Source organism: Mucilaginibacter sp. SMC90, assembly GCF_022811725.1.
Classification (GTDB): Bacteria; Bacteroidota; Bacteroidia; order Sphingobacteriales; family Sphingobacteriaceae; genus Mucilaginibacter.
This window is the reverse complement of the sequence record NZ_CP094527.1, coordinates 1,265,864-1,278,550: the sequence shown is the minus strand read 5'-3', so window position 1 is coordinate 1,278,550 and position 12,687 is coordinate 1,265,864. Positions and strand designations below refer to the sequence as shown.

General features: G+C 41.0%; 14 protein-coding genes. 8 read left to right on the top strand and 6 right to left on the bottom strand.

Annotated features, from left to right (window positions below):
• Positions 1-506 precede the first annotated feature (506 nt).
• The 7 genes from MTO98_RS05670 to MTO98_RS05640 all read left to right on the top strand — a co-directional run bounded on the left by MTO98_RS05670 (position 507) and on the right by MTO98_RS05640 (position 4,825).
• On the top strand, positions 507-1,082 hold the full coding sequence (locus MTO98_RS05670) for an RNA polymerase sigma factor (RefSeq protein WP_243485641.1): 576 nt from the start codon (positions 507-509) through the stop codon (positions 1,080-1,082).
• A 254-nt stretch (positions 1,083-1,336) separates the two neighbouring features.
• The gene (locus MTO98_RS05665) at positions 1,337-1,918 is read left to right on the top strand and encodes a LemA family protein (protein WP_243485640.1); all 582 of its coding nucleotides are present in this window, start codon (positions 1,337-1,339) and stop codon (positions 1,916-1,918) included.
• Positions 1,919-2,039: 121 nt separating this feature from the next.
• Positions 2,040-2,474: a TPM domain-containing protein gene (locus MTO98_RS05660; protein WP_243485639.1), complete on the top strand. Its 435-nt coding sequence runs from the start codon at positions 2,040-2,042 to the stop codon at positions 2,472-2,474.
• Between the two features lie 11 nt (positions 2,475-2,485).
• On the top strand, positions 2,486-3,280 hold the full coding sequence (locus MTO98_RS05655) for a YgcG family protein (RefSeq protein ID WP_243485638.1): 795 nt from the start codon (positions 2,486-2,488) through the stop codon (positions 3,278-3,280).
• Between the two features lie 25 nt (positions 3,281-3,305).
• Positions 3,306-3,710, top strand: a complete 405-nt coding sequence (locus MTO98_RS05650; protein WP_243485637.1) for a hypothetical protein — start codon at positions 3,306-3,308, stop codon at positions 3,708-3,710.
• The gene (locus tag MTO98_RS05645; RefSeq protein WP_243485636.1) at positions 3,703-4,254 is read left to right on the top strand and encodes an NUDIX hydrolase; all 552 of its coding nucleotides are present in this window, start codon (positions 3,703-3,705) and stop codon (positions 4,252-4,254) included. The genes MTO98_RS05650 and MTO98_RS05645 overlap by 8 nt, the downstream gene beginning before the upstream one ends.
• Before the next feature lie 40 nt (positions 4,255-4,294).
• On the top strand, positions 4,295-4,825 hold the full coding sequence (locus tag MTO98_RS05640) for a Uma2 family endonuclease (RefSeq protein ID WP_243485635.1): 531 nt from the start codon (positions 4,295-4,297) through the stop codon (positions 4,823-4,825).
• Between the two features lie 3 nt (positions 4,826-4,828).
• Here the strand turns inward: MTO98_RS05640 and MTO98_RS05635 are convergent, their stop codons facing one another.
• The 6 genes from MTO98_RS05635 to MTO98_RS05610 all read right to left on the bottom strand — a co-directional run bounded on the left by MTO98_RS05635 (position 4,829) and on the right by MTO98_RS05610 (position 12,201).
• On the bottom strand, positions 4,829-5,284 hold the full coding sequence (locus MTO98_RS05635) for a nuclear transport factor 2 family protein (RefSeq protein WP_243485634.1): 456 nt from the start codon (positions 5,282-5,284) through the stop codon (positions 4,829-4,831).
• A gap of 41 nt (positions 5,285-5,325) precedes the next feature.
• Positions 5,326-7,710, bottom strand: coding sequence for a TlpA disulfide reductase family protein (locus MTO98_RS05630; protein ID WP_243485633.1), 2,385 nt, complete (start codon positions 7,708-7,710; stop codon positions 5,326-5,328).
• A 167-nt stretch (positions 7,711-7,877) separates the two neighbouring features.
• A complete protein-coding gene (locus tag MTO98_RS05625) occupies positions 7,878-8,060 on the bottom strand; it encodes a hypothetical protein (RefSeq protein WP_243485632.1) in 183 nt (60 codons plus the stop codon).
• A gap of 196 nt (positions 8,061-8,256) precedes the next feature.
• Complete coding sequence (gene dnaA / locus MTO98_RS05620) at positions 8,257-9,681, bottom strand: chromosomal replication initiator protein DnaA (RefSeq protein ID WP_090528828.1); 1,425 nt, start codon at positions 9,679-9,681, stop codon at positions 8,257-8,259.
• A 434-nt stretch (positions 9,682-10,115) separates the two neighbouring features.
• The gene (locus MTO98_RS05615; protein WP_243485631.1) at positions 10,116-11,666 is read right to left on the bottom strand and encodes a methylmalonyl-CoA mutase; all 1,551 of its coding nucleotides are present in this window, start codon (positions 11,664-11,666) and stop codon (positions 10,116-10,118) included.
• Between the two features lie 4 nt (positions 11,667-11,670).
• Positions 11,671-12,201, bottom strand: coding sequence for a hypothetical protein (locus tag MTO98_RS05610; RefSeq protein WP_243485630.1), 531 nt, complete (start codon positions 12,199-12,201; stop codon positions 11,671-11,673).
• A 91-nt stretch (positions 12,202-12,292) separates the two neighbouring features.
• Here MTO98_RS05610 and MTO98_RS05605 point away from each other — a divergent pair, with 91 nt between their 5' ends.
• Entirely contained in the window at positions 12,293-12,640 is a 348-nt protein-coding gene (locus MTO98_RS05605; RefSeq protein WP_243485629.1) for an iron-sulfur cluster assembly accessory protein, read from the top strand.
• Positions 12,641-12,687: the final 47 nt, after the last annotated feature.

Sequence of the window (12,687 nt, the reverse complement as noted above, 5' to 3'; positions counted from 1 at the left end):
ATTAATCTTGCGCTCGTTTTTAACCTACCGTGTACCCACATCTTTTAATTATTATATGATTATGAATTAAAAGAAAACGTCATTTCGACGAACCTGTCGGGGGAACGTACGGATGTGTTGAGGAGAAATCTTATACATCCAGCTCTAAACTATGCAAAGCGACTTTACAGGGCGTATAAGATTTCTCTTTCGCCCCGGCCCCCAGCCCCATTTGCTCTTTCGAAATGACATTTTTATTTAAAATTTATGGGTACACGGTAGGTTTTTAACGAGTGCTTAATGTGGGTTCGCGTTTGTAAGGCAAAAAGTATTGCTTCCCTCTTTCAAAAGGCCTTCCGAAAAAAAATATACACTAAAAAAAGCATGCAAAACCGTTCGGCTTTGCACAATGACCGTACGCTATCGAACAGTTTCAAAACGCAATAAAAAATAAGTTTCTGAAAATCAATAAATTACAAAATGGCATTCAGATTGGCATGCACATCATGTATTTAAATAATAAAAAAATGACTACCGCCGACGAACGCTTACACACAATATGGAATGGTTGCCTGAGTAACGACAGAAAAAGCCAGGAACAATTATACAGGTTATTAGCGCCCCGCATGCTTGCAGTTTGCATGCGCTATGCAACCGATAAAGACGAGGCACAGGATATATTACAAGAGGGATTCATAAAAATGTTCCGCAATATGAAAAACTACCGCGGCGAAGGTAGTTTGGAGGGATGGATCCGCCGCATCATGGTGCATTGTGCCATATCACGCTACCGCAAATTAAAACCAATGGTTTTAGTGGATGATTTTGCTACCGAAGAAGCTTCCGCCATACCTATCAGCAGCTCATTTAATGATAATGGCCTTGAAGCTAAAGACCTGATGAAACTGGTACAAAAACTACCAAAAACATACCGCTCTGTTTTCAACATGTACGCTATTGAAGGTTATTCGCACCAGGAAATCGGCTCTTCACTGGGCATGAGCGAACTTTTATCCCGCACTACCCTTCACCGTGCCCGTACACTTTTAAAAGATATGGTAGCCAAACTAACCATGCGCGAAGAGCACTGCCTGGCAGGATAAAATGATCCCGCCCTTAAACAATTTCACAAAAATCACTATAAAGCTGCAGCCCCTGATGGGGCTTTCTGCTTTTATAGCAATACCGGGCTAATTATTTCTCAATTCGCACAGTTCACTTCACACATCAACCCCCTGCTTCCATAATTTACCGAAAAAGCCGTATCTTGACACGTTGTCAGCACAAACTACGTTTGTAACAACGGTACGTGATTTGCACTCTAACCCAAAACATCACATAAACACACGAAAAACAAATGAAAAAGTTATTCTCAGCCATATTAGTTATAGTGACTGCTATGTCGTTAAGCTCGTGCAGCTACAACAGCATGGTAAAACTGGATGAATCTGTTAAAGCCAAATGGGGTGCTGTGCAGAGCGATTACCAGCGCCGCAGTGATTTGATCCCTAATTTAGTTAACACAGTAAAAGGTGCGGCCAATTTTGAAAAAAGCACGTTAACAGCTGTAGTTGAGGCGCGTTCAAAAGCTACATCGGTACAGGTTGACCCTAACAAACTTACACCAGAATCAATAAAAGCATTCCAGGCATCGCAGGGCGAGTTAAGTGCTGCCCTTGGCAAATTGCTTTCAATTACAGAAAACTATCCTGACCTGAAATCGAACTCTAACTTTCACGACCTGCAAATTCAATTGGAAGGTACCGAAAACAGGATCAATGTATCGCGTAAAGATTTCAATGACGCTGTGCAGGAATACAACAGCAAAATCCGCTCATTCCCGGCCAATATAACTGCCAAAATGTTCGGCTTTTCTGCAAAAGGATATTTTACTGCCGAACCAGGTGCTGATAAAGCCCCCAAAGTAGAGTTTAATTAAAGGATTTCACCGATTGAAATGATTTCACCGATTTTGTTGCAGAATCACGTAATCGTTAGAAGTCGGTGTAATCATAAAAATCAGCACAATCATAAAATAATCGGTGTAATCACAAAAAAATATGGCTGTATTTAACGAAGAAGAGCAGCAGCGCATCCGCAAAGCTATTGAAGATGCCGAGCACCGCTCATCGGGCGAAATCAGGGTTTGCATCGAAAAAAGATGCAGCGAGAATGTTCTTGACCGCGCCGCAAAATATTTCCAGCAGCTTAATATGCACAAAACCAAGCTCAGGCATGGCGTACTGGTGTATGTTGCCACTGTCGACCGTAAGTTTGCCATTATAGGTGACGCAGGTATTAACCAGGTGGTTCCGCCCGATTTTTGGGATACCACCCGCGATGATATGCTGCAACATTTTAAATACGGCGATATTGTTGAAGGGATTGTTACAGGGCTTAAAATTGCCGGTGAACAATTGCAAAAATATTTCCCTCATCAAAATGGCGATCAAAACGAACTTCCGGATGATATTGCCTTTATGGATGGCGATTAAAATTTAAAAACATGTTCAAAAAATTTATACTGTTTTTCGGATTTATACTTTGCGTTATTGCCGCAAAGGCCCAGGATTTTCCGGAACGCTCCAATACCCTCGTTAACGACTATACCAACACCTTAAGTCAGGCTGATAAGCAACAGCTGGAAACTAAACTGGTTGCATTTAACGATTCTACTTCAACGCAGATAGCAGTAGTGATACTGAAATCTGTAGGCAATTATGACATCAATGACTATGGCGTTCAATTATTACGCAAATGGGGCATTGGCCAAAAAGAAAAAAATAACGGCGTACTGCTGCTTGTAGCTATCGGCGATCGCAAAATGAGTATCCAAACCGGCTATGGTGCCGAAGGTGCTTTACCTGATATTGTTACGCAGGATATTATTCAAAACGACCTTAAACCACATTTTAAACAAGGCGATTATTATGGCGGACTTGATGCTGGTACCAACAGCATCATCAAAGCCATGAAGGGTGAGTATAAGGCAACAAAAAAACCAAAGCAAAGCAATAGCGGTCCGGCTGGTTTTATATTCATTGTCATCGTGGTAGTGATCCTCATACTGGTGTTTCGTAATCGCGGTGGCGGCGGTGGCGGCAGGCAGATCATTGGCCGCCGTGGCGGCGCAAGCCCATTCTGGTGGTTCCTGGCGGGCAATATGCTCGGTGGTGGCGGCCGGAGCAGTGGCAGCGACTGGGGAGGCTTTTCAGGTGGCGGCGGCAGTTCAGGCGGCGGTGGCTTCGGAGGTTTTGGCGGCGGCAGTGGTGGCGGTGGCGGTTCAAGCGGCAGCTGGTAAACGTTCACATATAGCAGCTAACTTTATGCAAAAAGACTATATCTTAAGCGAGATCGAAAAAATCGTATACTCGATAACAAGGCTTGCCGGTTTTAAAAATGCGGTAAATCCTGAAGCGTTTATTCAACATGCCGATCAGATGCTTCAGGATGAATATGATATTAAACTACCGGAGTTACTTGAGTTAAGCATCGAAGATTTTGACCTTATACTTGATGAAAGGAATTATTCGGCCGACAAGCTGGATGCTTTAGCGCAACTGCTATATCTCTATTATGAGCCGTTTGTTGCTAACGATGAAACATTAGCCGCCTTACAAAAAGTCATTTCCATATTTAACCGGCTGGAGAAAGACCATCATCGCACCTCTTTTGAGAATATAAATAAACGTAATACTATCTATCAATTTCTGCAAAACAACTATGAGTAAAGATCTCACCTGGAAATTACTTTCATCATCATATATCCACAAAGGCCCCTGGGCCACCTTGCGCATTGATAAATGCGAAATGCCAAACGGCAAAATAGTTGAAGATTATTACGTACTTGAATACCCGAACTGGGTAAATGCTGTAGCCATAACCGAAGATAACAAGGTGCTCATGGTTAAACAATACCGTCATGCTGCGGGCGTTATATCGCTCGAAATACCGGGCGGCGTAATTGATGCGGGTGAAGAGCCTGTACATGCCATACGCCGCGAGTTGCTGGAAGAAACCGGCTACCAGTTTGATGAATTTGAACTGATTTGCACCGTATACGGTAATCCATCCACAGCAAACAATAAAACATTTACCTACTTTACCAAAGGCGGTAAAAAAGTACAGGGACAGCACCTTGACGAATTGGAAGACCTGATTGTTGAAGAATATACCGTTGAAGAGGTGAAACAATTACTGCTCAATAATGAGATAAAACAAGCCATGCATTGCGCCGGTCTATTTTACGGGATGACGAAATTGGGGGTATTGTAAGAATTGCACTTTTACCCCGTTTTGTTTATTTTAGCATAAGATGAAAAACATTTTAGATATACCGAGAACGGCGATGGAGGTGTTTAACCTGCTACCAGAGGGTACTTTGTGTGAAGTAATCGATAACACGCTTTATATGTCGCCCTCGCCTACTACTGATCATCAACGGATTTTATTTGATCTCGCTTATCAGCTCAGATCAGCAACAAAAGATACAGGTTTAGGGGAGATATTTATTGCGCCCTGTGATGTTTACCTTGATGCAGAACAAAGCGTTGTGCAGCCGGATATTATCTACATAAAAAAAGAACACACAGATATAATCCAAAGGAAAGGCATTTACGGTACACCAGACCTGGTAATTGAAATCCTCTCCTCAAACAAGAATTACGATAAAGAGAAAAAATTTGATCTTTACAAGCGCAATGGTATAGCTGAATATATCATTGTGGATGCCGATAATCGGGAAGTATTGCATTACCTCTTGGTTGAGGGGAATTATCAACTTCAACAGGGTTTAACAGCTGGTCGGGTAACTGTTATTCAACTATCATTGACCCTCGCCTTTTAGGCACTACTCCGGGCAATTATCTTTGCGCCGGGTATCAACAATATAAATGATCTTCCAGCCCTCTGCGGTTTTCATTAGCTGGAAAACATCTACCCCGCAATGGCTGTATTTATCATCTAAATAAAACTTGTATGGTGCCCAAACGCTGGCCAGCGGCCCATCAATTTTGATATCGGCAAAGGTGACCCGCTCGTCGTAAACACCTTTGTGCGGAGTGCCGATCGACTTTATAAAATCATCGGGGTTTTCAATCTCTAAACTTACTGTTCCATCCTTTTTATTGGCTACACTTTGAAATGCGATTCCTTTAGCAAAGGTTGAACGGAGCAGGCTACTATCGCCTTTACGCATGGCATTAAACATAGTATTAATGGTTTGCTTAATAGCATCCTGCTCCGTTTGCTGAGCAAAGGATTTTAATGATAACAAGATAAAGGCACACAGGATAAGTTTTCTCATACCTAAATATACCGCATTTACTATTATCCCGATATGCAGGTTTAATTATTTACCGGATAGATATCGTTAAACTTCTTAATAGTTCCAGCCCAATCATCCCCAAATTTCAATGCCAGCATCTTTCCTTCGGGCGATACGAGGATTTTTGACGGATAACCAGCAATATTGTACAGCTTTTCGATAGTCTCATTTGCCATAGCAGCGGGAATATCAAACTTATTGGTGGCGAGATATGCTTTTACATTCTCGGCGTTATCCCGGCAGGCTACACTTAAAAAATTGACTCCGGTATATTTTCCATCTTTAAGCTCCTTATTAAAAACATTAATAGCCGGCATTTCATCCCGGCATGGAGGACACCAAGTCCCCCAAAAATCAATAACCAGCCAATGGTTTTTAAACTCGGCTAAAGAACGTTCCTTGCCATCAATACCTTTTAATACAAAATCTGGTGCGGCCTGCCATGATGGTAGGATGTTAGCTGCAAAAAAATCCTTAAATTTTTTATCAGGAAAATGCTGCTCATAAATTTTCCGCATCTCGTCAATGCTGGTTGGAGCCGAATTGATATGATCAGCAAAAACTTTTAAAGCTTGTTCATTATCCCCAAGGGCAAATAGCTTTTCAATAAATTGCTGGCGATAACTTTCTTCTGAGTGCAAAAAAACCCGGTCGTAAAAACTAACATACGCCTTTTCCTTATTGCCCGAGGGCGAATATTGAGCAGCTTTTGAAAGATACTGCAGGGCTTTAACGGAGTCCGCAGGTTTTGCAGCCTGATACTTTAAATACCAGGCATAGGCTAATATATTTTTGTGCGCATAACGATCTTTATTTAAAGTATCTTCAGCAAGCCTCTCAAGATTTTCAATAGTTTTTTGAAGTAATGCCTCCGCCTTGCCTTTTTGAGAAACTGATATAAGCTGCTTATAGAACAGCAAGGCATAGCGCCCACCATTACCATTTTTTATCTCATCATCCTTCATCTTCATAAACGCACTGGCCGTTTTTGATAAAACCACTTTATCATTTCCATGATCTTTAGCATTTACCCATAAATACATGGGATTGATCTTTTGCTGCATTAAAGGGTTTTTATCCTGGTGGAGCATTGAAAGTAATTTGGCACTATTGGTTACCGTCACAGCGTGTTTCTCACTCATCTCGTCCAGCATCTTTTTCACATCCGCATCTGAAAGTTTCTTTTCGGCAACGTACTTTTTAAAGTCATCATTTTGCAATAGGTCGGCCGATTTTAAAAATAAAAAATTTTGGGAGTATGACTCTTGCACCAAACCATTAAAGGCTTCCATTTGGTACATGTACTTGCTCACCTCATAAGCCGAATCGGCAGAGGTATTCATTGACTCGGAAAATTTATTGAATAAGTGTACCTCGTTTCCTTTCAAGAATTTGGCGGGAGTACTTCGCAGCTGTTTACCATACACTTCATAATTATTGCCTGCCCCACGCTGTACAAGATCAAGTTTGGCCGTTGCATAATAGGGGTCATTTACAAACGCGTCGTCGTGGGCCCTTAGGTAGGTGAATGCCCTGGTACTATCAAAATTCATTTTATCCATGAAAGCCTTACCAAAATATTGATTGGTTTTTACCAGCATATTGATCCATGCAGTATCCGCCGCTAAATAATGGCCGCTTCCGTAGCGCAGTTTTTGCTTGTAATTTAAATCAATATAGCCTTTAGTTTTGCCATTTATGTCAAAAAACTTTAATAACGTTTTATATTGTAGTTGTTCAAAAAGCCCGGTAACCTGGTTAAAAATGCCTGAGCCTGCAATATCCTCCTTATCTTTCCCTACTATGGCGAGGTAGAGAAGCGCTCCATCAATGGCAGTAGCATTAAAACTTAAATACCGCCCGGTCCACTCGCTTTTATACCCGATTGTTTGTTTAGGCAATTGAGGAAATATTTTTTCAATAGTAGATTTTACAAATCCTACTCCATTATTTTTTAGTTCGGCGGTGGTATTATAATTTAATACCCATCTATCTGAAGCATCCTGTAAAATCTCATCAACACCGTCGATCTTCACCAAATCGCCATTGGGAGCTACTGTTACTGTAAATGATTGTTGCAATAAGGCCAGCGGTATCAGGGTCCATGATGAATTTAATCTCGCCGTTCTAACGCTGTCGCTATTTAACTCATTACTGTTTACAGGGTTTTTATTGACGTTAGATAAAACTGCTTTTACCATTCGGCAATCAAGTAAAGTGTTTACACCCTCCTTCCCTAACACCTTAAAAGCGTATGTGTAGTTTGAATTTTCGGTATAATCTGTAAAGTGATTCAGATTATGAACATTGATTTCAAACTCTTTGCCTTTTTCAAGCCTGATAGATTGTCCATAAACACGGGAGATGCAAACAAAAGTCAGCACCAGTAACAGTAGTTTTTTCATGTAAGGTTTAGATGTTATTACTTAACCGTTAAATATACATTTAATTAACAAGCCAAACAATGAATTATCTCAACATACAGGTAACAAGCTATTAGGCGGCAACACGCCGGATTTTTAAAAAATATGATCTGTCTCATAACAATAACTACATTTTTATTAATCCAGTTTCAAATTATAGTGATATTTAACATACGCGGCTTTTTTACTTTACTGTAAGCAAAAAAATCTGTCAATGAAAAAGTTACAAACTGCACATTTAATACGTTTACCGACCAACCGTATGAAAAGCCGCCGAAACACTTGCCGGACTCCTGCAGCAAGCCAATTACATTAATACCAATCAGGATCATAAAATTTTACAGGGAGTACTTGTCAATCAACCTTCAACTATTCATGTAGAGGAATGCTTTGGGGAGCAACTCGTCGGTTACTGTGATGGAGGGCACCTTGCTTTTATAATCACCGTCTGTTTTACAAATAGCTCCAGCGGGACCAACAAAAAAGCCCTGCATAAATGCAAGGCTTCTAAATCTTTAAAATCGTTTATTACGACATTTTCAGTTTCTTCTGAATATCGGCTACGTAACCTTTAAATTTCTTATCGGTGTCAATCAAATCTTCAACAGTTTGGCAGGCATAGATCACCGTAGAGTGGTCGCGGCCACCAAAGAAATGGCCGATTGATTTAAGCGAGCTTTTGGTATGTGCTTTGGCCAAATACATAGATATCTGACGGGCCTGCACAATCTCGCGTTTACGGGTTTGTGACTTCACCATCTCAATAGGCACTTCAAAGTACTCACACACCAGGCTTTGAATGTATTCCATCGAAATTTCTTTAGATGAGTTCTTCACAAAGTTTTTCAACATTTGTTTAGCCAGGTTCAGGTCAATCTCCTTACGGTTAAGGGTTGACTGTGCCAGTAATGATACCATGGCACCTTCCAGCTCACGTACGTTATTGTCGATGTTATGGGCAACGTACTCGATCACATCGTTTGACAGATCGATACCGTCCTGGTAAATTTTGTTTTTCAGGATAGCCATACGGGTTTCCAGGTCAGGGATCTGCAAATCGGCAGATAAGCCCCATTTAAACCTCGAAAGCAGGCGTTCTTCCAAACCGGCCAAATCCTTAGGTGCTTTATCTGATGTAATGATCAGCTGTTTGCCCGATTGGTGCAGGTGGTTAAAAATATGGAAGAAGAAATCCTGTGTTTTTTCTTTACCGGCAAAGTTGTGCACATCATCCATGATCAGCACATCAATGGCCTGGTAAAAGTTCACAAAATCGTTGATGTTATTATGTTTTAAAGCATCAACAAATTGCTGTGTAAATTTTTCGCATGATACATACAGTACCAGTTTATCGGGCAGGGTACGCTTGATCTCGTTACCGATGGCTTGTGCCAGGTGGGTTTTACCTAAACCTACACCTCCATAAATCATCAGTGGGTTAAATGAGGTACCTCCGGGTTTAGCCGCTACTGCATAACCGGCCGAGCGGGCCAAACGGTTACAATCACCCTCAACAAAGTTTTCGAAGGTGTAGTTACGGTTAAGCTGAGGATCTACATTCAACTTTTTAAGCCCGGGTATAACAAAGGGGTTTTTAATATCCTTGTTAATTGAAATAGGTATCGGCATACTCTGATGTTTTGAATCAGCGCCATTTCCGTTTGAAGGCATATTAGTTGTGTATGGTTTACTTGATGATTGCTCAACAACTATATTATACTCTAAACGTCCTTCGTCGCCCAATTGTTTCTTAATTGTTTTGCGCAGTAACCCTACATAGTGCTCTTCAAGCCACTCGTAAAAGAATAAACTTGGTACTTGTATGGTTAATACGCTTCCTTCCATCCTCAAAGCTTTTATCGGCTCAAACCAAGTCTTAAAACTCTGGGCCGGTATGTTGTCTTTGATGATCTGAAGGCAGCTATTCCAAACGTTCGTACAAGTTTTTTCCATATAGATAAAAGTAAAATATTGATTTCCAACCCCCAGCGAAACAACTTTTGGCCTTGCTACGGAACATCGAATATTGCCAAAAAAAGCTTATAAAAAAATTAAATTTTCACTTTTTTAACATTTGGCTTTTTACTAACAAATTCGATTTTTTAATGAAATTTTTGTATGGATAACATATTTTTTGGTATAAAAATCACAATCCAAATATTTCTCAATTGTTTTTTTCTTTTTTTGAAATTTCAAAAAAAAGTATAACAAAACCGCCTGTTACAACCGTTAATTATACGCCAAAACACGGGTAATGTTTGCGCTATTAAAGCGGTTATTACAAACAAAAAAATAACGCACTGGTTTAGTGCCTTATAAAAAATAAAAACCAAGTTTATTGATTTGTGGCACGCCAAAAACACAAGCACCTAAGCCACGCCACGACGCTAATACTCTCCAAAAACACCGCGCAGTACGTCGGCAATTTCACCAAGGGTAGCATAGCTTTCTACCGAAGTTACGATAAAAGGAATTAAATTTTCAGTACCGGTTGCTGCTATTCTCAAAAGATGTAAACTTTTCTCAACATCTTCACTATTTCGTTTTTCTTTTAGCTCAGCAATTTTTACCGACTGCATTTTTCTGATAGCATCATCCACCCTAAACACGTTAACAGGCGCATCTTCTTGCTGCATATACCGGTTAACGCCAACAATTACTTTTTCGCCGGTTTCAATTTCCTGTTGATATTGATAGGCCGATGCAGCTATTTCCTGCTGAATGTAATCCTGCTCAATGGCTTTTACCGCACCGCCCATAGCATCTATCTTATCTATATATAATTGCGCGGCGGCTTCGATCTCATCTGTTAATGCTTCTATAAAGTATGAACCGGCCAATGGGTCTACGGTGTCGGTAACACCACTTTCAAACGCAATGATTTGCTGGGTGCGCAAGGCAATTTTGGCGGCAGCCTCGGTTGGTAACGATAAAGCTTCGTCATACCCATTGGTATGCAATGATTGCGTACCTCCTAATACAGCGGCCATAGCCTGGTTACTTACCCTTATAATATTATTTAAAGGCTGCTGCGCTGTTAAGGTTGAGCCACCTGTTTGCGTATGAAAACGAAGCTTTTGAGCGCCGGGATCTGTAGCGCCGAGTTGCCGGGTAATAAACGCCCACATGCGCCTGGCGGCCCGGAATTTGGCTATCTCTTCAAAAAAATTACTATGGCAGTTAAAAAAGAAAGAAAGGCGTTTGGCAAACACGTTAATATCAAGCCCCTTATCCAGTGCAGCTTTTAAATAAGCTTTGCCATTGGCCAACGTAAATGCCAGTTCCTGCACTGCAGTTGAGCCCGCTTCGCGGATGTGATAACCCGATATGGAAATAGTGTTCCACCGGGGTATCTCTTTACTGCAATATTCAAACACATCGGTAATGAGCCGCATGGACGGCGCAGGCGGATATATATAGGTACCACGGGCGGCATACTCCTTTAATATATCATTTTGTATAGTACCCGAGATCTGTTTAAGATCAGCTCCCTGCTTTTTAGCCAGGGCAATGTACATAGCCAGCAGGATTGGAGCTGTGGCATTGATAGTCATAGAGGTGGTAATATCTTTCAACTCTATGCCTGCAAACAGGGTCTCCATATCCTTTAATGAATCAATAGCTACACCTACTTTGCCTACCTCGCCTTCGGCAAGCGCGTGGTCAGAGTCATAGCCTATTTGCGTAGGCAGGTCAAACGCTACCGAAAGGCCATTTGTACCCTGGCTTAATAAATAATGGTAGCGTTTGTTTGATTCTTCGGCGGTTGAGAAGCCGGCATATTGACGCATGGTCCAGGGTTTGCCCCGGTACATATCTTTCTGGATGCCGCGTGTAAAAGGGAACTCGCCAGGTAATTCGTTCATATTTGAAGGTTCGGTATAAACCTCCTTAATTTCGATACCAGATGTGGTAGTGATCTTTTTATCTGCAGCCATCAGCTTAGTATAATTCTTCCATATCCTGCCTGATCAATCCCAGCGCTACGTCATAAGGATTATCTTCCAGCTTACTTAGGTGTACCAAGATAACTTTACTTAACTCAAGCGCTGAAGTATCTGGAGGCAATGCTTTTACAGCATTATTGATCATATTAATGGTATCATCCTTTACACGCTTAACCACATTCCAAACCCGTGCGCTTACATAAATTTGCTGGGTAATGTTATGCTGAAACTCATTGCGTACCTCGTTAATAATAATTGCCTGTAATTCGGCAGCGGTATCGGCCGATCCGTTTAAACGGATAAGCAAGCTTGCCGGGTTAACCCTTTCAATGAAAAGTACAACCCTTTCATAAGCCTGTAAACGCAATGGCAGGGTTTGGTTACTGATGGTACGCTTTAACTCCAATAGCTGGATACTTTCTGATTTATCGAGGTATGGCTTAAATAAGTAAAAAGCAATGTACACAACGCCTAAGCCCGAAATAGTATACTTTAAAATATCAAACAAAAAAGGTAGAGTGGGCATATTTATGAATGTTATACAGAGGTCATAAAATTATGACATTAACAAAAATCTGCATTTTACGTTATATTTGTGTAGAATAAATAAAAATAAGATGAGTATAGCTGTTGAAACCGCACCGGTAACTTTTACGCCGGGCGCTGTAAAAGAACTTTTTAAATTGAAAGACCAGCAAGAAATAAGCGAAGACTTCGGTTTACGCGTTGGTGTTGAGGGTGGTGGATGCTCGGGTATGAACTATATCTTAGGCTTCGATATGAAAAAAGACGGCGATCAGGAATTCATTATTGATGACATCAAAGTATTTATGCACAAAGCGCATGGTTTATACCTGGCCGGGATGCAAATTGATTACCAGGATGGATTAAATGCCCGCGGTTTCACTTTCAACAACCCAAATGCTGCCAGCACCTGCGGCTGCGGCTCTTCTTTCTCAGTTTAAAGTAACCTGGTTAAAATATTGAAAGCCGCTTCATATTGTTATGAAGC

Coding starts and splice junctions, on each gene's coding strand:
- MTO98_RS05610 (WP_243485630.1), bottom strand. CDS start 12,201: ATGCCCACTCTACCTTTTTTGTTTGATATTTTAAAGTATACTATTTCG.
- MTO98_RS05605 (WP_243485629.1), top strand. CDS start 12,293: ATGAGTATAGCTGTTGAAACCGCACCGGTAACTTTTACGCCGGGCGCT.
- MTO98_RS05630 (WP_243485633.1), bottom strand. CDS start 7,710: ATGAAAAAACTACTGTTACTGGTGCTGACTTTTGTTTGCATCTCCCGT.
- MTO98_RS05615 (WP_243485631.1), bottom strand. CDS start 11,666: ATGGCTGCAGATAAAAAGATCACTACCACATCTGGTATCGAAATTAAG.
- MTO98_RS05670 (WP_243485641.1), top strand. CDS start 507: ATGACTACCGCCGACGAACGCTTACACACAATATGGAATGGTTGCCTG.
- MTO98_RS05660 (WP_243485639.1), top strand. CDS start 2,040: ATGGCTGTATTTAACGAAGAAGAGCAGCAGCGCATCCGCAAAGCTATT.
- dnaA (WP_090528828.1), bottom strand. CDS start 9,681: ATGGAAAAAACTTGTACGAACGTTTGGAATAGCTGCCTTCAGATCATC.
- MTO98_RS05645 (WP_243485636.1), top strand. CDS start 3,703: ATGAGTAAAGATCTCACCTGGAAATTACTTTCATCATCATATATCCAC.
- MTO98_RS05650 (WP_243485637.1), top strand. CDS start 3,306: ATGCAAAAAGACTATATCTTAAGCGAGATCGAAAAAATCGTATACTCG.
- MTO98_RS05635 (WP_243485634.1), bottom strand. CDS start 5,284: ATGAGAAAACTTATCCTGTGTGCCTTTATCTTGTTATCATTAAAATCC.
- MTO98_RS05655 (WP_243485638.1), top strand. CDS start 2,486: ATGTTCAAAAAATTTATACTGTTTTTCGGATTTATACTTTGCGTTATT.
- MTO98_RS05625 (WP_243485632.1), bottom strand. CDS start 8,060: ATGATCCTGATTGGTATTAATGTAATTGGCTTGCTGCAGGAGTCCGGC.
- MTO98_RS05665 (WP_243485640.1), top strand. CDS start 1,337: ATGAAAAAGTTATTCTCAGCCATATTAGTTATAGTGACTGCTATGTCG.
- MTO98_RS05640 (WP_243485635.1), top strand. CDS start 4,295: ATGAAAAACATTTTAGATATACCGAGAACGGCGATGGAGGTGTTTAAC.